The sequence below is a fragment of the Nonomuraea sp. NPDC003754 genome, assembly GCF_053605785.1.
This window is the reverse complement of sequence record NZ_JBSGJX010000013.1, coordinates 54,445-79,240: the sequence shown is the minus strand read 5'-3', so window position 1 is coordinate 79,240 and position 24,796 is coordinate 54,445. Positions and strand designations below refer to the sequence as shown.

Annotated in this window: 17 protein-coding genes; 7 read left to right on the top strand and 10 right to left on the bottom strand. The window is 70.8% G+C overall.

Annotated elements, in window-relative coordinates; all coding sequences use genetic code 11:
* Positions 1–4 precede the first annotated feature (4 nt).
* Complete coding sequence (locus tag ACWEVS_RS18230; protein ID WP_354915599.1) at positions 5–268, top strand: hypothetical protein; 264 nt, start codon at positions 5–7, stop codon at positions 266–268.
* 113 nt (positions 269–381) lie between these two features.
* Here the strand turns inward: ACWEVS_RS18230 and ACWEVS_RS18225 are convergent, their stop codons facing one another.
* Positions 382–918, bottom strand: coding sequence for an NUDIX hydrolase family protein (locus ACWEVS_RS18225; protein ID WP_354915602.1), 537 nt, complete (start codon positions 916–918; stop codon positions 382–384).
* Positions 919–1,063: 145 nt separating this feature from the next.
* On the opposite strand from ACWEVS_RS18225, the gene ACWEVS_RS18220 reads away from it, so the two are divergent.
* Complete coding sequence (locus tag ACWEVS_RS18220; protein WP_452552441.1) at positions 1,064–2,146, top strand: epoxide hydrolase family protein; 1,083 nt, start codon at positions 1,064–1,066, stop codon at positions 2,144–2,146.
* Between the two features lie 86 nt (positions 2,147–2,232).
* Here ACWEVS_RS18220 and ACWEVS_RS18215 read toward each other — a convergent pair whose 3' ends face one another.
* Genes ACWEVS_RS18215 through ACWEVS_RS18205 form a run of 3 tightly spaced genes read right to left on the bottom strand, consistent with a single transcriptional unit; the run spans position 2,233 to position 5,154 of the window.
* Positions 2,233–3,036: an NAD(P)H-binding protein gene (locus tag ACWEVS_RS18215; RefSeq protein WP_452552440.1), complete on the bottom strand. Its 804-nt coding sequence runs from the start codon at positions 3,034–3,036 to the stop codon at positions 2,233–2,235.
* Positions 3,029–4,264, bottom strand: a complete 1,236-nt coding sequence (locus tag ACWEVS_RS18210; protein ID WP_452552439.1) for an MFS transporter — start codon at positions 4,262–4,264, stop codon at positions 3,029–3,031. The genes ACWEVS_RS18215 and ACWEVS_RS18210 overlap by 8 nt, the downstream gene beginning before the upstream one ends.
* Positions 4,261–5,154: an EamA family transporter gene (locus tag ACWEVS_RS18205; RefSeq protein WP_449921892.1), complete on the bottom strand. Its 894-nt coding sequence runs from the start codon at positions 5,152–5,154 to the stop codon at positions 4,261–4,263. The genes ACWEVS_RS18210 and ACWEVS_RS18205 overlap by 4 nt, the downstream gene beginning before the upstream one ends.
* 99 nt (positions 5,155–5,253) lie before the next feature.
* Here ACWEVS_RS18205 and ACWEVS_RS18200 point away from each other — a divergent pair, with 99 nt between their 5' ends.
* A complete protein-coding gene (locus ACWEVS_RS18200) occupies positions 5,254–5,754 on the top strand; it encodes a MarR family winged helix-turn-helix transcriptional regulator (protein ID WP_354915617.1) in 501 nt (166 codons plus the stop codon).
* A gap of 1,023 nt (positions 5,755–6,777) precedes the next feature.
* Here the strand turns inward: ACWEVS_RS18200 and ACWEVS_RS18195 are convergent.
* A complete protein-coding gene (locus ACWEVS_RS18195; RefSeq protein ID WP_354915620.1) occupies positions 6,778–7,008 on the bottom strand; it encodes a hypothetical protein in 231 nt (76 codons plus the stop codon).
* A gap of 1,043 nt (positions 7,009–8,051) precedes the next feature.
* On the opposite strand from ACWEVS_RS18195, the gene ACWEVS_RS18190 reads away from it, so the two are divergent.
* Positions 8,052–8,363, top strand: a complete 312-nt coding sequence (locus ACWEVS_RS18190) for a hypothetical protein (protein ID WP_449921888.1) — start codon at positions 8,052–8,054, stop codon at positions 8,361–8,363.
* A 153-nt stretch (positions 8,364–8,516) separates the two neighbouring features.
* Here ACWEVS_RS18190 and ACWEVS_RS18185 read toward each other — a convergent pair whose 3' ends face one another.
* Positions 8,517–9,341: a tryptophan 2,3-dioxygenase gene (locus tag ACWEVS_RS18185; RefSeq protein WP_449921887.1), complete on the bottom strand. Its 825-nt coding sequence runs from the start codon at positions 9,339–9,341 to the stop codon at positions 8,517–8,519.
* Between the two features lie 112 nt (positions 9,342–9,453).
* Between ACWEVS_RS18185 and ACWEVS_RS18180 the strand changes: the two genes are divergently transcribed.
* Both ACWEVS_RS18180 and ACWEVS_RS18175 read left to right on the top strand, forming a co-directional pair.
* A complete protein-coding gene (locus ACWEVS_RS18180) occupies positions 9,454–9,885 on the top strand; it encodes an Lrp/AsnC family transcriptional regulator (RefSeq protein ID WP_354915941.1) in 432 nt (143 codons plus the stop codon).
* Between the two features lie 46 nt (positions 9,886–9,931).
* Positions 9,932–10,501, top strand: coding sequence for an MFS transporter (locus tag ACWEVS_RS18175; RefSeq protein ID WP_452552437.1), 570 nt, complete (start codon positions 9,932–9,934; stop codon positions 10,499–10,501).
* Here the strand turns inward: ACWEVS_RS18175 and ACWEVS_RS18170 are convergent.
* Positions 10,476–11,528 carry an aldo/keto reductase gene (locus tag ACWEVS_RS18170; protein ID WP_452552435.1) on the bottom strand — a complete coding sequence of 351 codons (1,053 nt, stop codon included), beginning with the start codon at positions 11,526–11,528 and terminating at the stop codon, positions 10,476–10,478. The genes ACWEVS_RS18175 and ACWEVS_RS18170 overlap by 26 nt on opposite strands.
* A 70-nt stretch (positions 11,529–11,598) precedes the next feature.
* Between ACWEVS_RS18170 and ACWEVS_RS18165 the strand changes: the two genes are divergently transcribed.
* A complete protein-coding gene (locus tag ACWEVS_RS18165) occupies positions 11,599–12,435 on the top strand; it encodes an LLM class flavin-dependent oxidoreductase (protein WP_452552434.1) in 837 nt (278 codons plus the stop codon).
* On the opposite strand, the gene ACWEVS_RS18160 is transcribed toward ACWEVS_RS18165, so the two are convergent.
* The 3 genes from ACWEVS_RS18160 to ACWEVS_RS18150 are packed head-to-tail and all read right to left on the bottom strand — an operon-like array spanning position 12,432 to position 24,755.
* Complete coding sequence (locus ACWEVS_RS18160; RefSeq protein ID WP_452552432.1) at positions 12,432–12,998, bottom strand: hypothetical protein; 567 nt, start codon at positions 12,996–12,998, stop codon at positions 12,432–12,434. The two genes, ACWEVS_RS18165 and ACWEVS_RS18160, sit on opposite strands and share 4 nt — an antisense overlap.
* Entirely contained in the window at positions 12,991–13,518 is a 528-nt protein-coding gene (locus ACWEVS_RS18155; RefSeq protein ID WP_452413567.1) for a hypothetical protein, read from the bottom strand. The genes ACWEVS_RS18160 and ACWEVS_RS18155 overlap by 8 nt, the downstream gene beginning before the upstream one ends.
* A 35-nt stretch (positions 13,519–13,553) precedes the next feature.
* Complete coding sequence (locus tag ACWEVS_RS18150) at positions 13,554–24,755, bottom strand: WXG100-like domain-containing protein (RefSeq protein WP_452552430.1); 11,202 nt, start codon at positions 24,753–24,755, stop codon at positions 13,554–13,556.
* Positions 24,756–24,796 lie beyond the last annotated feature (41 nt).

Here is a 24,796-nt window from a genome sequence, read left to right as displayed (position 1 = left end):
CTCGATGCCGGCGGCAACCGAAGTGATCGCGGCACACGCGATGGTCCTGCAGACCGACGCCCGTGCGCTCGCCGAGTGCGCCGAACGGTTGCGGGAGATCGAGGCGAAACTGGAGGAGGCGGGAGCCGCGCCACCGTGGCTGCGCCACTCGGTGGCCGCTCACCTCGCCGCCTGCGTCGCGGCCTCCGCCGACCTGGCGGAGGCCGCGGCCTGGTTGCGCCGCTACGCGGCCGTCACGCGGCCTCGCGCACCGCACGTGCCGCGCTGAGCCCCGCCTCCGGCGCCCCGTGATCCGGGCGTGCCAGACCGGGCGGTGTCGTTGCCCGCCCGCGAAGTGGGCCCTGCCCTACCGATCGCCTCGTGCGGGCTCGACCACTGCGGTCAGGGCAGGCGGCCGACGAACGCGAGCGCCTGCCTCAGCAGCACGCCGTGCCCGCCGATCATCTCCTGCTGGACCATCGGCGAGGCCGCCTCCTCGGGAGTGAACCACACCAGGTCGAGCGCGTCCTGCCGGGGCCTGCAGTCCCCGACGACGGGGACGATGTAGGCCAGCGACACCGCGTGCTGGCGCGGGTCGTGGTACGGCGTGACGCCCGGCGTCGGGAAATACTCGGCCACCGTGAACGGCTGCGGCGACGGCGGGAGCTGCGGCAGCGCCACGGGCCCGAGGTCTTTTTCCAGGTGGCGCAGCAGCGCGTCGCGGATCCGCTCGTGGTGCAGCACCCGCCCGGAGACCAGCGCCCTGGTGACCTCGCCGTCGGCGGTGATGCGCAGCAGCAGGCCCACGTGGGTGACCACGCCGGTGTCGTCGACGCGTACCGGGACGGCGTCGACGTAGAGGATCGGCATCCGTCCCCGCATCAGCTCGAGCTCGTCCGGAGCAAGCCAGCCAGGCACGGTTTCGGTATTTTCGATCATTCGCTGATGGTACTTCCCCCTGGTGGTCCCGGTGGGCAGGGACCCGGAGTGTCAGTTCTCCCCGATGAGAGAAAGTGTGGAACGGAAGACTTCATTCTGCTATTGTTGGAACAGAACAAGCCGTTCCGTTCTGGAGGAGAGTGCCATGACCGAGATCCGCCCCTTCCGCGTCGAGGTTCCGCAGGCCGACCTGGACGACCTCCACGCGCGGCTCGCCCTGACCCGCTTCGCCGACCAGATCTCCGGATCCGGCTCGGAGTACGGCGTGAGCGTCGAGTGGGTCAGGGACATGGTCGACTACTGGCGCAGCGGCTACGACTGGCGTGCCTGGGAGGCGCGGCTGAACTCCCACCCGCAGTTCACCACCGAGATCGACGGCCAGAACATCCACTTCGTCCACGTCCGCTCGGCCAAGCAGGACGCGCTCCCGCTGATCCTCACGCACGGCTGGCCCGGCACGGTCGTCGAGTACCTCGACGTGATCGAGGACCTCTCGCGTGACTTCCACCTGGTCATCCCGTCGCTGCCGGGTTTCGGCCTCTCGGGGCCGACCGCCGAGAAGGGCTGGAACAGGTACCGGACCGCCAAGGCGTGGGTCGAGCTGATGGCCAGGCTGGGCTACGAGCGCTACGGCGTGGTCGGCAACGACGGCGGCTCGCTCGTCTCGCCCGAGGTGGGCAGGCTCGCCCCCGACCGCGTGGTCGCCGTCCACGTCACGCAGATCTTCTCCTTCCCCAGCGGCGACCCCGCCGAGCTGCAGGACCTGACCGACGACGAGCAGGCGGCGCTCCAGCACCTGCAGTGGTTCTGGGAGAACATGGGCGCCTTCAACCAGCTCCAGTCGCAGTCGCCGCAGACCCTCGCGCACGCGATCGCCGACTCGCCCGCCGGTCTGCTCGGCTGGATGGGCCAGCTGATCGGCGGTCACCTGGACCGCGACTTCACGCTGACGAACATCGCGATCCACTGGTTCTACGGCACCGCGAGCTCGTCCATCCGCTTCTACTACGAGGACGCCAAGGCCGAGCACCCCACGGAGCCGACCACGGTCCCGATCGGCCTGGCGGGGTTCGCCAACGACTTCCAGTCGATCCGCCGCTTCGCCGAGCGCGACCACAAGACCATCGAGCAGTGGAACACCTACGACGTGGGCGGCCACTACGCCGCGCACGAGGTGCCCGAGGTGCTGGCGGCTGACGTCCGGGCCTTCTTCGCCGGGCGCGGCTGATCCAGCGAGGGGAAGAGGGGGCCGTGGGACGCCACGGGCCCCCTTCGCCGTCTCCGGCGAACGAGGGCGAACGGCTCAGGCCGGGATCAGTTCCACGACGCCCTGGCGGCGAAGCTCTCGAAGGACGTCGGCGGGCGGCCCGTGACGCGCTCGACCACGTCGGTCGGCACCTGGTCGCCGAGCGCGCGCAGCCCGGCGAACGCCTCGATCTCCGCCTCGACCCGCTCGCGCGGCAGGCCGGCCGCCGTCATGACCGCCAGGTACCCCTCGGCCGTGCCGACGTACCCGATCCGCCGTCCGGCGGCCGACCCGATGATCCGCAACGCCTCGGGGAACGACAGCGCACGCGGCCCCGTCACCTCGTAGGCCCGCCCGGCGTGGCCGTCCTCGACCAGGGCGGCGGTCGCGACGGCCGCGATGTCGCCGGCGTCGACGAAGGCCTGCCGCAGGTCGCCCAGCGGCAGCGCCAGCTCGCCCGCGAGCACCGCCTCCCGCATGACGCCCTCGTCGAAGTTCTGGTCGAACCACGAGGGCCGCAAGATCGTCCACTCGGCGCCGGAGCCGCGTACGGTCCGCTCGGCGGCCATGAGCCGCTCGTCGCCCATCGCCTCGATGCCGCCGCTGGACAGCAGCACGATCCGGCCGACGCCCGCCTCGACGGCCGTCGCCACGAAAGCGGGGTCGACCGGCAGCTCGTGCGGCGCCATGAGGTACATCGCCGTGGCGCCGGCCACGGCGGGCCGCCACGTACGTTCGTCGGACCAGTCGAAGCGAACCTCGCCGTGCCGGGAGGCCGCCCGCACGGGGTGGCCCGCGTCGCGGAGCAGCGCCGCGACCCTGCGTCCGGTGGAGCCCGTCGCCCCCAGCACCACGATCTCTCGGTCAGCCATTCCTTCGCCCTTCCCCGCTCCTGGTCCGCCACACCGCCAATGACGTGAGAAGCATGAGGAGCGCGCCGAACCACAGGACGCCGGTGACGGCGACCGCGTCCACGACCACGCCGCCGAGCAGCGCGCCCAGCGCGATGGCCAGGTTGAACACCGAGGTGTTCAGCGCGGTGGCCGCCTCCGCGGCGTCGGGCGCGCCCTTGAAGATCCACGTCTGGACGGCCACGGGCACCCCGCCGTAAACGAGGCCCCACAGGATGAGCAGGGCCGACCCGCTCAGCGGGCTGCTCCCGAGGAGGGGGAAGAGCGCCAGGATCGCCGCGAGCGCGGCGCCGAGCGCGATGACGGTCTTCCTGACGTCGCGGGTGGCGCCGGCGCCCACGACGAACGTGCCGAGCACCCCGGCCACGCCGAAGGCGAGCAGCAGCGGGCTGACCAGGCTCTCGCTGACGCCTGCGATGTCGCGCAGGATGGGGCTCACGAAGGTGAAGGCGGCGAAGTGCCCGCTCACCAGGAGGAAGGTCGAGACGACCGCGGTCCTGACCACGGGGTTGCGGAACTGCTGGGGGAGCGCGCGCAGCCGTACGGGCTCGGTGGCGGGCAGCCGGGGCACGAGCAGCCAGAGGCCCGTCACCACGACCAGCCCCAGCGCGCCCACGGCCGCGAACGCCACGCGCCAGTCGGTGAGGCCGCCGATCAGGGTGCCGGCGGGCACGCCGAGCACGTTGGCGGCCGTCGCCCCGCCGAAGGCGAGCGAGGTCGCGCGCGGCACGAAGCGGTCGGGCACCAGGCGTACGGCGATGCCGGCGGCCAGCGCCCAGAAGCCGCCGATGCTGATCCCGACGAGGAAGCGCGAGGCGAGCAGGACGGCGAAGTTCGGGGCCAGCGCGGACAGCGCGTTGGCCAGGACCATGAGGCCGAGCAGGCCGATGAGCACCACGCGGCGGTCGAGCCGGCGGATCGCCACCGGGAGAAGGGGCGCGGTGGCCGAGGCGACCAGACCGGGCACGGTGACCATGAGGCCGGCCGTACCCTCGGAGACGCCGAGGTCGCCGCCGATGGAGGTGAGCAGGCCCACCGGGAGCTGCTCGATGGTGACGACGGAGAAGGTCCCCAGCCCGACGGCCGCGACGGCGAGCCAGGTCTTCAGCGATACGCGGTCGGCGGAGGGACCGGTGACGATCACGGGGCTTTCGGCTTCGGGGGCCACCCCGTCACGGGTCGCGGTCATGACGCCTTCCTGTTCAAGGTCTGGCCGGCCACGAGCGCGCCGAGCGCGATGCCGAAGCCGGCGATCTGCCAGCCGGTGAGGGTCTGCCCGAGCACCAGCAGGCCCGCGAGCGTGGCGACCAGCGGGTTGGTGAGACCGAGCAGGGAGACGGACGTGGGCGCGAGGCGGTCGATGCCGCGGAACCACAGGGCGTAGGCGACGGCGGTGCCGATGATGCCCAGGTAGGCGAAGCCGAGCAGGTTCTGGCCGGTGATCGCAGGGGGCAGGCCCTCGGTCACCAACGTCAGGGGGGCCAGGACCAGCCCGCCGATGCTGAGCTGCCAGCCGCTCATGACCAGAGGCGACTCCGGCTGACCCCACTTCTTGGTCAGGACGATGGCGGCACCCATGAGGGAGGTGGCCACCAGCATCGCGCCGATGCCGAGCGGGTCGAGGCGGGCCTCGGCGGTCAGGGTCAGCAGGGCCACGCCGCCGGTGCCCGCCAGAGCGGCGTACAGCACGGCGCGGGCCGGCCGCGCCCGCAGGATCACCACCGACAACAGCGCCACGACCAGCGGCTGGACCGAGCCGATCGTGGCCGCCACCCCGCCCGGCAGCCGGTAGGCGGCGAAGAACAACAGCGGGAAGAACGCGCCGAAGTTGAGCATGCCGAGCACCGCGGCCTTCCACCACCACGATCCGCTCGGCAGGCGGCGGGTGGCGGCCAGCAGGACCAGCCCCGCGGGCAGCGCCCGCAGCGTCGCGGCGAGCATCGGCCGGTCAGGCGGCAGCAGCGTCGCCGTGACGACGTACGTGGTGCCCCAGCTCACCGGGGCCAGGGCGGCCAGCGCCAGATCGCTCGACAACCCCCGCCGTGCGATCGGGACTGCTTGGATCGTGGACACGTCCATCACCTCTCATTGATAATCTCAACGTTGAGATAACATCAGCTGCGTGTGTGAACGTCAAGTCTATGAACGTTGAGATTATTTCCGTTGAGAGGACAGGGCATGAGTGACGCAGTGGACGCGGTGATCGCGCAGTGGGGCAGGGAGCGGCCTGACCTCGACGTCTGGCCCATGGGCGTCGTCGGAAGGATCTCGCGGCTGTCCAGGCTCCTCGGTCACGGGCTCAAGGAGTTCTTCGCCGAGCACGGGCTCGAGAACTTCGAGTTCGACGTGCTGGCCACACTGCGGCGCTCCGGCCCGCCGTACGAGCTGACGGCGGGAGCGCTGCTCAAGGCGGCGATGGTCACCTCGGGAGCGATCACCAACAGGATCGACAAGATGGAGGCCAAGGGGCTCGTCGAGCGCATCCGCGACAGCGACGACCGCAGGTCGGTGCGGATCAGGCTGACCCCTCGCGGGTACGCGCTCGTCGACGAGCTGATCGGGCTGCACGTCGCCAACGAGGCCCGGATGCTGGCCGCCCTCGCCCCCGAGCAGCGCGAGCAACTGTGCGGGCTGCTGCGCGTGGTGCTCGAGTCGATGGGCGACACCTCGATCGACTGATCGCGGGGAGGGTCAAGGACCGGGACGCCGGGGGGAGAGCGGTCCGCCGGACGGTCGTGGAGCGGACAGAGCCTTGCCCGTTGAGAACCGAACGGGCAAGGCTGCCGTCCCTTCGGTGGACAAGAAAAAAATAACCTATCTCACTGCTCGATTCCACGGTCATTCGTGGCGCGCCACAAGTATCTCTGAAAGAGTCAACCATTCGCTTTCCCGCGCCCAGCGGAAGATCGAGCACGCCTCCCGGAAGCGTCAAGACGGCACAGGAACCCGCATTCTTTCGACAATTCTCCACCGGCCGGCGACAAAAGCACCGAGTGTCGCGTGGATGGTTGGGGAGAGCAATCGTCGCGAGGTGGATCGAATGGTCAGGACCTGGGTGGCGGCGCGGGCCTGCTGCTTTCCGGCTGCCTGGGCTGCGGATACGGCGAGCGGGAAGCCGGTGAGCGGGAAGCCGGCGACCGGGCGACGAATGCGGTGCCGCTCATGCCGGGCATGCCGTATTCGCGGGGCGGTGGCGGAACGGACGGGCCCGGATCGGGAAAAGGCGCGGCGACATGCGGATTCCGGCCACGCGCACGCGGGCATCGCCGTCGACGGGGAGAGGATCGTGCTTGCGCCGGCGACCGGGCGGGGTTCGTGACCTACGCGCCGCTGGTCAGGCGGGGAAACATGGGAGCGGTCCGCCCCGCAGAGGGGTCTCCGGCGACGTCTGAGGTCGCGACCAGATAACCGGAGAACCCACGCGGGACGGACTCGCTGACAACCTTTTCAGGTGATGGCGAATCGCTGCGGAGCGTTGTCCACCATTCCTGGACTTCCTGGACTGCCTGGGGCCCGCCCAGGAGTGTGCCGTCGGGAAACGGCGGAACCAGCCTCGTGCCCTGCTGGGCGCGATGGGCGGCCCGCTCCGAGAAGCGGACCGCACAGCTGACACTCGAAAGAACTGCGTCATAAGGGGGGAGTGCAATTCGTTTCAATGGGACGGATAGTGTCAGAACAATCTCGCGTCCAACGAGCGCCGGACTAGTCCTCGCAGTTCTCCTGCTCGGCGATCGCGAGGATGGCGACCTGGGTGTTGTTCAGGTTCAGGACGTTGCCCAGGATGCCGCCGATGAGACCGCCGGTGGCGTTGTTGACCTGCGAGCACTCAAGCTCCTTGTCCTTCTCCGGCTTGGTGTAGTCGGCGTGCGCGACGCTCGAGCCGGCGAAGACGGTGCTGGCGATCGCGGCACCAATGAGAATGCGACGAAGCATGTTTGTGTCCTCCGTTGAGATGGCCTGCGGATTACCGCTGCCGTCAGTTGTTTCTGGCAGAGCACCAAAGCGCTCGGCAATCATAATGGGCTATTCGATGCTGGCTTTCAAGCAGAGTCTCGTCCTCCGCGGACCAAGGGTCAGTATTCTTTCGGTAGCCTCAGGGGCACTTGGCTGGAACATTCCTTGCCTTCTTTCGAGAAAAGGCAGTTGTTTGTTTGGCCTCTCTTGGGCAGCGGAAAGCGGGTCACAGAGGAGAGCGTCGCCGGCCTGCTGACCTCCTTCTGGTGTCGCGTTGACTGCGCGAGTCTCGCAAAAACCCTGTGCGCGCAGGGAATCGGCGGAATCCTGCCGGGAACCGGGCGATAGTCGCCAGGACGGACACTCCGCCATCTCCCTTGGCAAAGGAGTCGTTCGAGTGGATAGAACTCCGCTTCCCCAGGGGCTCCCGCGCGAATCCTCCACGCGAAACCCCCGAAGTATCCCAAGCCGTCGCAGGGATAAGTCCAGAAAGTGAGACTGCGGGACTAATAGCGTGTTTTCGGGGGTATGTCGGTCTTTCTTTTTGAGTATCGAGTCTTGGACGTCATATGGGGAGCGGGCACGCCTGAGCCGTCCATGTGCCGGGTAGATCGCCGCTACTCAGGTCTGTCACGAAGTTCGCTGCTTCGCAGGCCCTGGATGACACGAAACGGACAAAAATGACGATACAGACCGGCCTTCCGCAATGGCGCGGAAGTGTTCGCAAGCTGACGCTGGCCACCCTCACCATGGGTGCCCTCCTCCTGCCCTCCGCTCAGGCGTGGGGTGCGTCGAGCGCTGTTCTCGCCGGAACCCAGACCGCAGCCGTGCAGGCGACCGTCTCCTGGGAGACGTTCGGGCGTTGCTGCTCCCGTCACCGCGGTCATCGCCACTGCAAATGCCCTGCCGGGGCCCGCGGTCCGCAGGGGCCCAGGGGTCCGAAGGGCGACAGGGGGCCACAGGGCCTCAGGGGCCCGAAGGGCGACAAGGGCGACAGGGGTCCTGCCGGGCCAGGCAGCAGCGTGGCTGCCGCCTTCGTCAAGCGCGCCAAGTTCGTCGCGACGGTGACCCCGGACGGCAGGACACTGGTCCGTGACCCGCGCACCACGCCCACCTGGCACGACCTGTCAACGGTGGAGAACTACCCCGGCAACGTCGTCGGCGTCTCCCTGGCGAACACCGGTCCCGACCTCGACGTCGTCGTGCGGAACGCCGACGGCAGGATCGCGCACGCCGTCTGCACGGTGTGGCCCGAGCCCGGTGACGATGACGACGACACCCCGGCGTGGCCGGACAACTGCGAGGCGTTCTGGGACCTGACGCCGCCGAACTAACCGTCACGCTCTCGCCCGGCCAGGGCACATGAGAGCCGGCCACCGCATGATCACCCGAGATCATGCGGTGGCCGTCCCCTTGCGCGGAGCCCCGTGCCGCCAGATCCGGAGGCGGGCCGCCAGGCGTGCGGCGTGCGGCGTGCGTCTGGATGCCTAGATGAAGGTGCGGGCGGTCCAGAGCTCGGGGAAGACCGTGCGCGCCATGCTCCGCTCCAGCCAGACCAGTCCGGCCGACCCGCCGCTTCCCGCCTTGGCCCCCATCGAGCGCCGTACGGCCTGCAGATGCTGGTACCGCCAGTCGCCGAAGCCCTCGGCCACGTCCGCCAGCGCCTCGCCGAGCATGCGCAGGTGGTTGCCCGGCGTGGTGTCGCCGTAGATCGACACCCAGGCGTCGACCACGCCCTCGCCGCCGGTGACCAGGCCGCGGCGCTCCAGCAGCGCGGTCACCTCGTCCCACAGCGACGGCGCTTCCAGGCTTTCCACCAGCTCGGCGTGGACCTCGGGCTGGCGCCGGAACGGCCGGATCACCGACTCGGTCTTGAGCCCCAGCGTGAACTCCAGGTGCCGGTACATCGCCGACTGGAAACCCGACCCCTCGCCCAGCAGGTCGCGGAACTGGTTGAACTCCGAGGGGGTCATCCAGCGCAGCCCTCGCCACGCCGCGTTGAGCCCGTCGAGGTGCAGCGCGGCCCTGCGCAGCGGCGCGAGCGCGTTCCACACGTCGTCGTCGCGCAGCAGGCGTTGCGCGTCGCGCAGCTCGTAGCGGATCAGCCCGAAGTAGAGCTCCATGATCTGGCTGATCATCAGGAAGGACATCTCGCCCGGGTCGTCGCTCAGCGTCCGCTGCAGCGTGTGCAGCGTGCTGGCGCGGACATACCGGTCGTACGGCACGCCACGGTCGAACTCGAGTGTGGGAGCGCCGCCGTTGGCCTCGGCTCTCTCGTCCCGTTGGACAGCGGTCATCGGCATGACTTCCATGCGGCTCATCCTGCCCGGCCGACCGTGAGGTTGGAATGCCGATCGAACGGTCCTTAGGCTGTTTGCCCACACATCCATGGCGGATTCGCCCTTCTCACCTTCGGAAGTGAAAGTGGACGACCTTGACTGGTTGTTGCTGCGTGAACTGCAGGCCGACGCGCGGCTGTCCTTCAGCGAGCTGTCCCGCCGCGTGCACCTGTCGCCGCCCGCGGTCGCCGAGCGCGTGCGCAAGCTGGAGGAGTCGGGCGTCATCGGCGGCTACCGCGCCTACGTCGACCCCCGGCGGACGGGGCGCAGCGTGGTCGCGCTGGTCACCATGTCCTGCTACGGGCCTGGCTGCGTGCTGCGCCACCCGGAGGCGCTCGACTCGGCCGACATCTTCGAGGTGCACCGGGTGACCGGCGGGGCGTGCTGCGTGCTGAGGGTGGCGGTGCCCACGATGGAGGACTTCGAGTCGCTGATCGACCGGCTCGCCGCCTACGGCACGCCGTCCAGCTCGATGGTGCTGTCCAGCCCCGTGCCGTGGCGGGCCACGGCACCTTGACCAGGGGTGCAAGTGATCGTCAAGCTACCTTTTCTATCGTCTGTCCATGATCAGACGTTGGTTAACACTTGCTGCCTTCACGCTCTCCGTGCTCCTTTTCGCGGTGAACGCGACCGTCATGGACGCGATCGATGAACCGATCGCCTTCGCCTACGGCATCACCCCGTCCGCCGCCGGGTGGGCGGCGGATGCCTATCTTTTCGCTCTCGTGGGGGTGCTGATCCCGCTGAAGGCGCGCAGGAGCGTGTTCCTCTCCGCGGTCGCGGTGTTCGGCGTGGCCTCGATCGTGGCGTCCTTCGCGACCGAGGCCACCGCGCTGGTGGGCGGGCGAGCCGTCCAGGGGCTGGCCGCCGCGGTGGCGATCAGGGCCGGGTTCGTGCTCCTGGTCGCCGCCTTCCAGGGCGCCAGGGTGTGGCCCCTGGTCGTGGCCGTGTCGGCGGCGATCATCGTGGGCTACGTCGGCGGGCCCGTGTGGGGCGGCTACGTCGCCGAGATGTTCTCGTCCAGGTGGGTCTTCCTGGCTGACGTCCTGCCGGCCGTGATGGTCGCGGCGTTGTTCGTCGGCGTGCCGAAGCCGCGCGCGGTCGAGGCTACTCGGCCGCGGCACGCTCCCTGAGCGGCCGGCGGCGCCGTGCGGCGTCGGCCAGGGAGACCGGCCGCCAGGCGCCGTCGGGCTGGTAGAGGTTGGTGCCCGGCGGCACGATCTCGTCGATCCGGTCCAGGGTCTCGTCGTCGAGGACGAGCGAGGCCCCCTTCAGCAGCTCGTCCAGCTGGCGGACGGTCCGCGGCCCGATGATCACCGAGGTGACGGCGGGGTGCGCCACCGTGAACGCCACGGCGAGCTCGGGAAGCGAGCAGCCGACGCTCGACGCGACCTCGATCAGCCGCTCCACCGCCTCGTACTTGGCGGCGTTCTGCGGCAGGGAGGGGTCGAAGCGGGCGGGCGTGAGCGCGGGACGCCCGGTGGTCAGGTCGACGCTCCTGCCCTTGCGGTAGGCGCCCGACAGGAAACCGGAGGCGAGCGGGCTCCAGGTGAGGACGCCCATGCCGTACCGCAGGCAGACGGGCAGCACCGACGCCTCGATCCCGCGGGCGAGCAGCGAGTACGGCGGCTGCTCGGTCCTGAAGCGGTGCAGGGCGCGGCGCTCGGAGACGTGATGCGCCTCGACGATCTCCTCGGCGGGGAACGTCGAGCAGCCGAACGCGCGGATCTTGCCCTGGCGGACGAGGTCGGTCAGCGCGGACAGCGTCTCCTCGACGTCGGTGGTGTGGTCGGGCCGGTGCACCTGGTAGAGGTCGATCCAGTCGGTCCGCAGGCGGCGCAGGCTCTCCTCGACCTCCTTGACGATCCAGCGCCGGGAGTTGCCGCCCCTGTTGGGGCCCGCGCCCATCGGGAAGTGCACCTTGGTGGCGAGCACCACGTCGTCGCGCCGGCCCTTGAGCGCCTTGCCCACGATCACCTCGGACTCGCCCGCGGAGTACATGTCCGCGGTGTCGACGAAGTTCACGCCCTGGTCGAGCGCGGCGTGGACGATGCGGGCGCAGTCGTCGTGGTCGGGATTGCCGACCGCGCCGAACATCATGGTCCCGAGGCAGTGGACGCTCACCTGCATGCCGGTGCCGCCCAGGGTTCGGTAACGCACGCTTACTATCCTTCGTTCGGTGGAAACCCGATGATCCGGACGACGACACCCTAAGAGATGGAGTGGGCCCATGCGTTTCGGTCTCAAGGTCAACCCGGGCACCTGGCAGGAAGCCGGCCTATGGGCGCGGATCGCCGAGGAGTCGGGCTTCCACAGCCTGTGGACGGGCGACAATCTGCTCAACTCGCGCGACGCCGCCACACCCGTCCACGACGGGCCTACGATCATCGCCGCGTGGGCGGCCACCACGACGCGGATCAGGGTCGGCCTGCTGATCGCCAACATGGCCTACCGGCGGCCGACCGTGCTGGCCAAGCAGGCGGTGAGCATCGACCACGTGGCGGCCGGGCGCTTCGAGCTCGGCATCGGCTCCGGCCTGTGGCCCGCCGACCACGCCATGGCCGGGGTGCCGTTCTGGAACCCGGGGGAGCGGGCCGAGCGCCTGCGGGAGTTCGTCGGCGTGGTCGACCGGCTGCTGTCGGGCGACACCCGCGACCACGAGGGCCCGCACTACCCCTACTCCGGCGCGGCGATGTCGCCCGCGCCGGTCCAGCCGCGCATCCCGCTCATCGTCGCCGCCAACGGCCCGAAGGGGCTCGCCGTGGTGGCCGACCACGCCGACGCGTGGGTGACCTTCACCGGAGCCTCCGCCGAGGAGGAGTTCCATGAGGCGTCGGTCAAGCGGTGCCGCACCCTTGACCGGCTCTGCGGCGAGCGCGGCCGGCAGCCGGGGGAGGTGCGCAGGATCCTGCTCGCGTATGGCTCGCTCACGCCGTGGGCCTCCGCCGACGCCTTCGCCAGGATGGTGGAGCGCTACCAGGCGATCGGCTTCGACGAGATCGTCTGCTACGCGCCCAAGCCCGAGGAGCGCGCGGTGTTCGACAAGGTCGTCAGCCGCTTCGCCTAGAACGCGGCGTCATCGTCCGGCCGGTGGAGCTGCCAGAAGTCCTCCAGGTTCTGCCGGTAGAAGAGCAGGTCGCTCTCCAGCTGCTGCCTGGTGAACCGCTCGGGGTTCGCCTCGTGCAGCGCCCTGCCCATGGGGGTCCAGCACGCCTCGGCGGGTACGGTGTCGGCCCCGGGCGGCAGGAACTTCAGCGCCTCGGCGATCGCGTCGGCCGCGAACTGCCAACCGGCGGCGACGTTCTCGAACTGTTCGTCGTCGTCGGGGTTCGCGGTGAACGACAGACTCTCGCTGAGGGTACGGCGCGCGTAGGTGCCGGCGACGAACACCCACTGACCCGGGTCGATCAGCTCGGAGCGCCCTTCGCCGAAGGTCAGCTCGTCGAGCCTGGCCGTGGCCTCACCTTGGTACGGCACCTCCACCTCGACGCCGTCGAGCCGTAGGGTCCAGCTCTCCTCGCCCTCGGTCAGCGTCGCCCGCTCCGCCGCGTTCCCTCCGACCTCCCGGGCCGCCAGATCGAGGTAGAGGTAGCCCTCCACCAGCGAGCGGGCCAGGCCGAGCTCAGGCATAGTCGTTCACCAGGTCTCTGTAGGTGTCTCTGACGACCTGCAACCTGTCGACGGTGAACCTGCCGGGCTCGGCCGCGCGCACCTTCAGGCCGCGTTCGGACCAGAACGCCGAGTCGGGCACCTCCTCGGCCCCCGGCTCGACGAACTTCAGCACCTCGGCGACGGACGCGGCGGCGATCGACAGGGTCCTGCGCGCCTCGGCCCGGTCGTCCACGGGCACGTTGCCGGCCGTCAGATCGGCCACCCACATCCACTCGCCGGCGTCGAGGAGCTGCGAGGGCTCGGGGCCGCCGAAGGTGGGATAGCCCTCGGGCATCACGGGCTGTGGCGGCAGGCCGAACAGGAACTCCCGTTCGGCGCCGCACTCCTCGCAGGTGCCCGTGTAGCGGCTGGCCAGCTCACCCTCGACGGTCACCACGCTGGTGGCCCACGTCGTCTCGACCGAACCGCACTTTTGGCACGGGTGCAGGTCGAGGTAGAGATGCGCCTCGTCTCTCGTGCGCGCTACCGCGAATGGCATGGCCGTCCTTTCCTTCGTCCCATCATGCACCGCCGTCATGGACCTCCTACCTTCTCCGGCATGACGAGCTCCATACCCTCTTTCAGCGCGCCGGGATCGGGCCCGATCAGATCGCGGTTGCGCTTCCAGATCTCCGGCCAGTAGCGCTCGTCACCGTAGACGTCCTCGGAGATGTCCGCGAGCGAGTCGCCGCTGCCGACGACCCGCCGCACGGGCGTCGGCGTGGGTGTCGGCGTCGGGGTCGGCGTGGGAGCCGGGGCCGGGGTGGCTGAAGGGGTGGCTGCCGGGGTGGGAGCCGAGGCCGGCGTCGCCGACGGTGCGGGCGCAGGCCCGCCTCCCGAGCCGTCGCGACGCCGCCCGCAGACACAGGCCTCGTCCGGCGGGCAGAGGCACTCCTCCTCGTCCTCCGGCGGGTACCAGCCGGTGGTGTTGCTGCGCCTGCGGGCCTGCTCCATCCGCTCCTCCCGCTGGGCCTGCCGCGTCGCCAGACGGTTGTCCACCCTCGTGACGAGGGAGTCGACCAGGGACGGCGGCAGCAGAGACCGGTTGGGGCCGTCCTGTCCGACGCCCATCGAGTCGGCCATGGCGATCAGGACCAGCAGCCTGCTGCGCCGCTGTTGCGGCGTCGCGGCCTCGACCTGCCGGGCGGCTTCCCGCAGCCTGGCGATGTTCTGGTGATCCGCCGTGGTCAGCACGGCCTGCCCGCCGGTCACCGGCTCCCGCGTCAGGAGGGCGGGACCGGACGGCAGGTTCAGTCGCGCGGCGATGGCGCCGACCGCCGCCGCGGCGGCTTCCCGCTCGATGGCGCCGATCGAGCCGAACGTCGCCACCTGGAACGTCGCGACGTGCTCCTCGACGGTCGCCCTGAACGGCTCCGAGCGCAGCCCCCGGTGGGCCGTCAGCTCCACCGCGACGGGGGCGTGTCCCGGGATGACGATGTCGAGCAGGCCGTTGCCGTACCTCCTCACACTGGCCCCGGCCCGCCGCGCGGCGCGCTCGACGGCCGCCACGGCCGCGTTCACCGCCGCGGTCGGCTGGTGGCCGACGAGGGAGAGGATGGCGTCGACCTGGGCAGGGCTGAGCTGGCCCGCCCTGGCCGCCGCGATCAGCCGCGTCCTGGCTCCGGGAGTGCCGGGTTCCAGGCCCGCCCGCGCCGCCTGCGCGCGCAAGGCGTCCTCGCGCTGGCGGCGGGCGAGCCGCGGGGCGTCGGCCAGGTCCTCGATCCTCGCTCTGAGCCTGGCCAGCACCGCGAGGTCCTCGCGGCCGAGAACGGGTGCGCTCTCCTCCAGGCGAGGGTCGGCGGCGCCGCGAGCCATCGTCCTGCCCGGCGGCAGCCCCTCCAGCTCGGCGATCCGCTCGGCGATCCGCGCCGCGACACCGGTGGTGACGGTCCTGCCGCCGCTCTGCGACACCTCGATCACGAGCTCGCCAGGCCGGCCGAGCTGCGGGTAGGAGCGCACCTCGCCGGGCGCGAGGTCGGCCTCGGACACCACCAGCGTGAACTGGCCGCCCGGCCACTTCACCTCGAAGCGGCCAGGACCGGTGGCCGTGACGGAGTCGACGTTGGCGATCCTGCTGAGGGCGTCCGCGGCCGTCGGCGTCGTGTCGAACGCGCCGATCGTGGCGGCCGAGCCCAGCACGGGACCGGCCCCCGTGTTGAGGAGAGCGGCGATCGAGCCCCTGGCCGGCGTCGAGGTCACCGGCGGGCCCGAGCCCCACGGCGGTTCGGGGGCCAGGTGCCCGCGAGCGACGATGTCGGCGGCGACCGCGTCGATCGCCTGGGCTATCCGCAGCTGCACCGCAGGGTCGCTCGCCTGCCGCCAGTCGCTGGACAGGACCGCGTGCTCCCTGAGCCGCGGCTCCAGGCAGTGGTCACGCCCCTCCTGCTGCTCGGCGGAGGGCAGGGAGCCTCTGACCACGCCCTGGCCCGCGCCGTTCTGCTCGGCCGCCGCCCACTGGAGCAGGTGGACGATCTCGTGGGCCACCGTCGCCTTGACGATGACGGGGTCGGCGTGCTCGTTGATCACCGTGGTGGCCGGGTCGTCGGGCGCGGTCCCCCTGGACGTGACGGCGTTGTCGCCGGAGACGACCTCGCCGACGTTCAGCTGGGTGTAGAGGATCCCGTGCTTCGCGGTGGCCACCTCCAACGTCCGGCCGTCGGCCATCAGGCGCACCGCGACGAAGCCGTCGCCCAGCTCTTCGGCCGTGGGTATCCGCTGCCTGAGGTCGTCCATGGTGAGGGGGGCGCTCCCGGCGCGAGCCGAGGGATCGTACGGCGTGCCGGGGATGGCAGGGGAAGTGGCGGAGACCGCGGACTGGACGCTGACGCCGCCCTGGCCCACGTCGCTGCCTGCCATCGCCGGATCCACGGCGGGCGTCTCCTCCGCCGGCTGCGCGGGGAAGGCCGGGGTGGGTTCCGCGTACGGCACGCCGCGGTCCTCCAGCTCCGCCCGCACCTTGTCGGACAGGGTGCCCTCCACCGTCGAGGCGAAGAAGATCTGACGCAGCGGGAGATTGTGTTCGATGGCGAGGTCGAGCAGCGGCTGCGGCAGCGTGCCGAACGCCTCGGCGAAGCCGTTGTCCGCCGCGACGAGCAGGGCCTCGGGATCGTTCGGATCCGTCGGCAGGCTGTGCACCCCGTTGTCGTCGAGCAGGTACCTGCGCAGGGTGCCGTCCGGCTCCACCTGGTCGAGGACGACGGGCCTGCCGCGCGAGGCGACCGTGCGCGCCTCGTTCAGCAGGCGCCACGGCGCCTCCTCCGTGACCTGCCCCTGCCACACGATCGGGTCGTTCTCGAAGGTGGGCACGGCGAAGACCCATCCCGCGCCGAGAGGCACGCCCGCCTCGATGGCCGCGTTGATGGCGTTGAACTGGCCCTCGAACATCTCGACGACCACGGTGGCGGTCCCCGCCTCGGGGAGGAACTCGGAAGGGCCGCGAACCCGGCGGCCGGTCACCGTTCGCCCGACTTCCGTCAGCGTGGCGTCGAACGCCACCTCGAACGCGACCTTGAGCCGCCTGCCCCGCGTGTACGTGGTGTGCTCGACGCGGCTTCCCCTGCCCACCGTGTAGCGGTCGGTGGCCTGCTCACCGCTGGAGACGCCCGCCGACACGCTTGAGGGGCCGTGGCTGCCGCCTGCGCCCCTGCCGAGCGGGAGCATCGTGCCCGTGCTCACCGTCGTCGACCACTCGTGCTGGAACCGCTGGACGTCTCCGCCTTCCCTGTCCTCGAGGACGCCGACCACGACACCCTTCTTGAACGTCCTGGCCTGGAGGGTGACCTCCTGGCCCAGGCCGCTCGCGCTGCGCGGGTTCACCTCGCCGATCAGCAGCCCTTCCCCGGCGGTCATCCGCTTCAGCAGCGCGATCAGCGTCAGGTCGTCGGTCATCGTCTGCAGCTGGTCCTCGACCTCGCGCGCGGCGGCCTCTCCGTGACGGAAAGCCACGGCGGCCCGCAGGCTGTCGTACAGGGAGCCGTCCTGCTCGATCGTCTCGGTCTTGGTCGCGTTCGGCAGCGGGAACGAGCGCGGATCCCTGGCGCCGTCCAGCTCGGGCACCGCGCCCTCCTCGTAGGGGCGGATCTCGGTGCTCTCGACCAGGCGGACCATCTCGAGGTCGACGGTGAACTCGGTTTCCGTGGCGCGTTCGGGATGCAGCACCGCGTCGGCCGCCCTGCGCGCCGCGCGCCTGAGGCCGAACCAGCGGAACCGGGAGGGCAAGCGCTCCATCGTGACGGTCAGCTGGCCGCTCTGCAGGAGCCTGTGCATGTCGGCCGGGCCGCCGAAACGCTCGACCGTGGTCTGCTGCATGTGGGAGGAACTCGACGTGGACCGGTTCTTGTCGGTCGACACCGAGCCGTTCCCGCCACCGACCGCGTTCGCGCCGCCGCCGTCGACCGATCCCCCGCGGTTGCGGCCGCTGGAGAGCGTGTACCCCTTCTGCTTGTAGGAGTAGTCCTGTCCGAGGGGCACCTTCGTCTTGGTGCGGCCGAGATCCTGGACGGAGTCGGGGTCGAGATTCAGATGCATCCGCACCCTGAACCGCTCGGTCCTGCCCAAGCGGCCCGTCCTCATGGTGAACGCGGTGTGGTAACCGAACCGGCCGGTCATGTTGTCGACCTTGCCGCGCCAGCGCCTGCCGTTCAGCGAGCCGTACAGCTTGTCGGGAGCGGGGGCGTCGGCATCGAGGACACCGGGCGCCAGCCGCGCCAGGTGGGCCATGGTCTGCTCGAGGAGGTTGACGCGCTTGCCGCCGAGGGAGAACACGACGTTCTCGATCAGAGAGTCGCCGATCTTCGTGGCGAGATGGTTGACCAACCTGACACGTCGGGATTTGGCGGCCAGTGCCGCCGCCGCGGACAGGCGGTGCCCGTCCGGCGCCGCCATCATGTCCGCGAGACCGGGCAGGGTGGAGAGCTTGTTCTCCAGTGCCTCGCGCGTGTGCCTGTCGGCCAGCTCGGGCCGCTGGTCGGCCGGGAGCGTCCGCAGCTCCATGAGGTAGCGCTGCACGAGCGGAACCGCGACCGTCCGGTCCAGCTCCAGATTGTCGTCGAGCCAGCGCTCCACCGAGTCGGCCGTCATCCATGGCGGCAGTTGCAGCTTGCCCTCGGCGTACAGGCGCAGGCTCACCTCTTCGGGGACGGAGAAGATGGCCGAGCCGTCCACGGTCTCCCCGACGGGGGTGACCGAGCCGGGGGGGAACGCGTTCATCGAGAACTGCCCGTCGGCCTGGAAGTAGTGCTGGACGCCGATGTCGATGGCCAGCCGCTCCCTGCCCCAGATCAGCAGCTGGTACATCGAGCGCGCGATCGACCCGGCTTTGCCCCAGCCGGCGTTGGCGCTGCCGTTCGCGCCCTTTCCGTTCTGGTAGCCGGCGCCGACCCCGGCGTTGACCGACCCGTTGGCGGAAGCGGAGAAGGTGGTGTTCAGGCTCTCCAACTGAAGGAAGATGTCCGCGATGACGCCCTCGTGGGCCCCCAGGGCGCGGACCTTTCCCGGCTTCCAGTCGAGGCTGAGCCGAGCCCGGGACGGGCCGGGCAGGCGGAACCAGCGCCGCCCCTGGTTGAAGCTGCGCGAGTTCACGGCGAAGCCCGTGGTGTAGGGCGAGCCGCCCTTCACGGCGTGGCTCAGGACGTTGTGGTGGCCGAGGAAGTTCGCCACGTGATGCAGCGCGCTCGTGCCCCAGCGCAGGAACCGCGAGAACAGCCTCCTGGCCGCCGGGAGGAGGCCGGTCGTGTCGACGTGGTGCATGGTCGCGTTGTCGATCAGCTCGGCGGGGGCGGCCTGCCACTGTCCGGGAGGTCTGCTGGGGTCGGCCAGCATGGCGGTCGGGACCGCCATGCTGACCGTCGTCTCGTGCTCGGACAGCACCACCGGCTCGCTGTCGCCGCTGCGGAGGGTGGCGGTGACCGTGCCCTCCGTCTCCGTCTTCCCGTCGGTCAGCAGCTCGTGGAGCAACACGTCGTTGCCGGTGTCGCCCTTGGCGGACCCGGAGCTCGTGCCGCCGCCGAGGGCGGCGCCGAGGCGGGCCTTGAAACTGAACCCGGCCGAGTTCTCGCCGGGCTCGTGCGCGGCGCTCACCTCGCCGCTCAGACCCCCTGAATGCCCGTGCCCGGCCGACACGACGTTGGTGTCGGACCCGATGTACAGCAGCGCCATGGCCTGGTTGAAATCCTGCGCGACCAGGGTGGTCGTCGTGACGTCCAGGCCGATCTTCAGCTCGAGGGTGAAGATCTGGGTGCTCTCCCCCGCGTGGTTGCGCACGAGCGGGATGAGGATGCCCTGGTGGATGGCCTGGTTGAGCCGGGTCTTGACGTTCAGGTCGCGGACCTGCTGCTCCATTTCCATCTGGTTGGTGTGCTGGGCGGCCGCCTCGTACTCGTCCTCGGAGTAGATCAGCTCGCCGTCAACGGGGGTGGGCAGGAGGCCGAGGCTGCGCAGCGCGGTGATCGCGTCCGACAGGGTCCGGTCGAGGTTGGTGACCCCCTTGACGAGCGCGAAGCCCGCGTCGGCGAACTGGTGCTCCTGGTCGCCCTGCCAGATCGGCCGGGCCTCCTGGCCGGTCTTCGGCCCGATCTGTTGCGGGTCGTCGCGCAGGACGATCTCTCCGTCGGCGTTCCTGAGCGGCTGCTTGTCGTCGCCCAGCACCACCGCGGCGGGGTCGAACGGCATGCCCGCGCGGGCCGCCTCCGACTCGGTGGCCACGATCTGCATCTCGCCCGTCGTCTCGACCGGATCGAGGCGGTCGTCGCCCTCGATCATCGTGATCACCAGCACGGTCTTGTGCTTGAGCACGACGTCCTGGTGGTGGGCCATGCTGCGGTCGACGACCGGCTTGTAGGCCGTTCCTCCGGCGCTCACGCTCTCGGACCGCGACCGGCCGTAGTTGGCGTTGACGCCCCACGAGGACTTGGCCTTCGGGTTCAGCTTCTGCAGCAGGCCGGCGAGCCACCCGAACGCGCGGCCGATGCCGACCGAGCCGCCGCTGGAGAACCCGGACGACTGGCCACCGTTCGAGTTGGTGACCGCGACACCAAGGTCCTCCTTCCAGCGCTCGTTACTGGGGACTCCCGCCAACCGCGCCGACTCGTAGTCGGGCTCGGTCCGCAGTTCGACCCGTGCGACCTCGCGCCCGTTGTGCGAGAGCTTGCCCTGGATGCCGGTGTTGACGGCGTCGGCCATCTCGCTGGGCCACTGCTCGGACACGAAGTTGCGGAGCTGCCGCAGGGTGTCCGAGCCGGCGTTCTTGCCCAACCTCTCCATCGCGCCGTCGATGAGCTCCTCCGCCCCGGTCGCGTTGAGAGTCACGCTCGGGGGGAACGTGCGCGTGTCCCCGGTCTGCCCGGCGGGCGCGCCGTTGGCCTTCGCCGGCGCCGGGTGCCTGGCCTCGAGTTCGGCCAGCGTGACAGGCTTGCGTACCGGGCGGTCGGTGTGCGAGGCCCCGATCCACACGTGCAGCTCGGACAGATCGTTACTCGTGCCGCTGTCGACCGGGTCGAGCGTGACCCAGCCCTCCTGAGGCGAGGTACGGATGCGCACCGTGTACGTGCCACGCCCCTTGAACGGGGTCGCCTCGCCTCTGTTGTCCTCGACGGCGCCGCCGACCACGTTGTCGAGGGCGTTCCCGCTCGTCGAGCGGCTCCGGCCGTAGTTCAGCTCCCCACCGGGGCTGAAGAGCTTCACGAGGGAGCCCACGCCCGGTATCACCTTCACCAGGCCCGCGAGCTTGCCGCCGATCTTGTAGGTCACCGTGCGGACCATCTCCGCCGCGATCGCCAGACCGCCCTGGGGGAGGCGGCCGAACATCATCTGGCCGGACCTGGCCCAGTGGCCTATCACCTCGATCAGCTCGGCGACTGTCAGCTTGACGTTCACCTCACCCTGCGAGAGCACGCCGACCCGCAGGACCACGCCCTCCTTCGAGATCAGCTGCTTCCACTGCCCGAGCAGTGCCCGGTGCAGATCATCCACGGTGAACTGCTCGTCGATCCCCTGAGCCAGCATGCCCGCGTTGATCCGCTGGGTCAGTCTGGTCATGTGCGGCAGCTGCTCGGCCATCGAGTTCGCGACGGCGTCGGGAGCGGGCAGAGCCGCCAGCAGGGCCTCCTTGTAGGCCTCGACGCGCCTCTGCGCGTCCTCGGCCGCCTGGGCCAGCTCGCTCTTGGCGGCCGTCACCGCGGCCGGGTCGGCGCCGGTCAGCTGGTGCAGGCTCTCCGCGAGCCGCGCGTAGTCGCCATGGACGGTCCGGGCCGCTGTCAGCGCCTTCTTGTAGGCCCTGATGATCCGCTCGTGGCGACGCTGGATCTCCTGCTGCTTGTCCGCCTCGGCGCGAGCCTTGCGGGCGCGTTCCTTCGCGAACTGGTCCCGCTGCCCGTCCGCCTTCTCCGCGTCGTCGAGAGCTTTCTTCTTCGCCTCCTTCGCCTTCTTCGCCGTTTCCGCGTGCGCCTTGATCCGGGCCTCGAGGCCCGCCACCGCGCGTGACAGCGAGTCGGCCTGTCCGCGCGCCAGCCTGGTCGCCTCGGCGAGCGGTGTCTCCGCCACGGGGGCGGCCGGGGGGAGCACACCCTGCTCTCCGGCGATCCACGGTGGCGTGGGCGCCGTCTCGCCGCGCTGGGCAAGGTCGGCGGCCACCGCGTCCATCAGCCTCTTCAGCGCCTCCTGCTCGCTCTGGCTCGACGCGTTCAGCCAACGCCTGGCGAGGTGGCGGTGCTCGTTGTACCGGGCTTCCACGTACGCGGCCTGGCTGGTCTCGGCGTCGCCCCGGCGGGTCAGCCGGTTCAGCACACCCCTGATGGGGCCCTGGCTGGGCTCCACGGCGACGGCGTCGAGCTCCTGCGCCGCATGCGTGAGGTACTGCACCAGCGTGACGGAGACCAGCTCGGAGCCGAGCCGTCCCGACAGCCGCAGGACGTGAGGGTCGCTCTCGGTGCCCGAGTTCAGCACGACGGCGGGATGACCGCCCGAGGCCGACGACGGGTACACGAGCCGGAAGTGCATCGTGGGCCGGCCGTCCATCTCGACGCGCAGCTGGGGACCGACGGCCGACCAGACGATGGAGCGCACGCCCCTGCCGAGGTCGGACGGTTTCACCGCCTCACCGTCGACGAGGGCCTTGACCTCGGCGTCGTTCAGGTCGGCCTGCGAGGGCGGCCGGGTATCGGCCGTCAACGTCGTGTCGACGACGGTCCTGGACGTCCTGGGGCCCGGACGGGTGGTGGGCGCGGCGGGAGGAGCCTGAGGCGCGTTGGCCGTCTCCGGATCGAGCGCCCGCACCTTCGTGGCCACGTCGGCCGCGGAGTCGTCGTGGAAGCCGGGCCGCATGAAGCCGTCCCCGGCCCCCGGATCCTCGGCGATCAGCGCGCTCAGCCGTGCGTCGGGATTGCCGGCGAGCACGTCCGAGATCGCCTTCGTCGCGGCGGCACGGCTGGGCTCGGACAGCTCGGCGAGCTGTTCGAGCGCGTCGACCGCGCCGTTCGACCGCGACCGGCCGGCGAGCCCGGCGATCTCGGCGCCCAGCCAGGCCGCCGCGTTCACGCGCAGCACCTCCTCGGGCATGCCGTCCTTGGCGTTGGCCCGGAGCCCCCTCCTGGCGCTGTTGATCTTTTCTGCGGAGATCGTGACGGTGCGGCCGGTGACATCGGTGAGGCGCACGTCGCCGTTCTGGAGCCACAGGGCGTCCGGGGCGACGTGGAACAGCGCCTCGTCGATCGCCTTCCGGGCGGCGGCGGGCGCGGCGGCCTCGCGCGCGGCGGCCGCGGCCGCCAGCTGCTGCGCCGTGGGAACGGACGGCGTGGCGGCGGTCGTGGTGGTGCCGGACTCCGACGTCTGGGCCTGGCCGGTGCCGGCCTGCTCGCCGGTCGCCGCGGTGGGCTGGACGGCGGGGTCCTGGCCGGTGTCCGGGTTCTGGGCCGCGTCGGGGTTCTGGGACGTGCCGGAGTTCTCGCCGGTCTCGCCGGTGTCCGGGTTCTGGGCCGTGCCGGGGTTCTCGCCGGTGTCCGGGTTCTGCGACGCGGCGGGATTCTCGCCGGTGTCGGGGTTCTGCGCCGTGGTGGGGTTCTGGCCGGTGTCCGGGTTCTGGCTCGAGTCCGGGTTCTGGGTGCTGGACGGGGTCTGGCCGGGATCGGGGTTCTGGGCCGTGGGGTTCTGGGCGGTGTCCGGGTCTCCCTGGGTGAGCGGCTCGGACGCCTGGTTCTGCTCGCCCGTGGAGGGCTGCTGGGACCGGCCCTGGGGGTCCGGCTGCTGCGCCGAGGGGCGCGTCGCCTGCGTGGTCGGGTCACCGGCCGGCTGCGTCTGCTCCTCTTCCTCCTCCGGGGTGACCACGACCTGGTTGTCGGGGTCGGTCGAGGTCGTGCTCGACCCCCTCCGAGTGCCCTCCCCGCCGGCCACGGTGGACGACGATCCGCCCTGCTGCGTGCCAGTCTGGCCGGTCCTGCCCGCCGTACCGCCCGAGCCGGTCGTGGAGGTCCCGCCCGAGCCCGTCATGTTCGGCCCGCCCGTCGACGGGTCGCCGGACGGGTCGGGGCCGTTGCCCGTCGGGCCGTTGCCTGTCGGGCCGTTGCCCGCGGGGCCGGAGGGGTTCTGGCCGGAGCGGGCCAGGTCGGCGGCGGCGGCCAGGTCGCTCGCGCTGGCGAGGGTCGACAGCGGGTGGGCCAACGCGGTTAAGACGTCGGTGCTGAAGGGGCTGATGGTGGTGTCGGTGAGGAACGGCACTCCCGCACGTCCGGCGCCGCCCATGAAGCCGCCCACCATGGCGTCGGGGGTGAACGGGTTCTGCGGCGGCCACTGGTGGTAGACGAGGGTGTTGGCGATCAAGCTGCCGAACGGCGAGGCGATGGCGTTGGTGAGACCGGTGTTCAGCGCGCGCCCCGCGAAGCCCGGCACGTGGTCGGTGATGTGGGACACCGGACCGGCCAGCCTCATGCCGATCACGGCGCCGCCGCCCGCGCCCACGACCGCGGCACCCGACTTCTGCCAGTCCCACTCGGTCCGCGTGCCCATCTGCATCTGTTCCCACTGGGCGTAGGCGTCGATGAAGAACTCCTCGCCGATCTCCTCGACCAGCTCCTTGCCGATGGGGGAGGCGAGGAATCTGAGCACGGCGGCACGGCCGGTGGGTCCGCTCAGCGCGGCCAGCATGGCCACGCCTCTGGGGCCGATCGCGCGGCTCGCGATCGCCGTGAGCCTGACGAGGATGCGGGTGATCGCCGCTCGTGCCGCCGCCGCGTACGGGCCGACGAACGGGGCGGTCGAGCCCGCGGTGAAGAAGGCGACGAGAAGGGCGATGGCGATCGCCACGACGGTGACCCAGAAGGCCACGTTGATGGACAGCTTGGAGTACTGCGTCTCGACGGCGAAGTTGCTGGCCTCGGCCGCGCGGCTCATCGACTCGTTCGTCACGGCCGTCGTGCCTGCCGGGTTGCCGCACAGCTCGCGCGCCCTGCCGACGAACTCCGCTGTGGACGGCGCGGAACAACCGGCCACGATGGCCCTGGCGGCGCGGCCCGCCGCTTCGGGATACCGGCTCGTTCCCGTGGCGAGGTTGTAGTAGGCCTGGGACAGCTTCGACAATCCGGTCTCGCTGGCCTCAGGCCATTTCTGGCCCGCCGACAGCATGGGGATCAGCCAGTAGTTGACCCAGTCGGGCAGCGACTCCGTCTCCCAGGCCGGGCGGACGTCCCTGTCGATGACGACGACCACGTCCTGCTTGGTGGCCCGACCCCCTGGGCCCTGAACCTCCACGCCGCCGCTTGCCACACCGTCCCCCGTCAGCCGTCCGACTG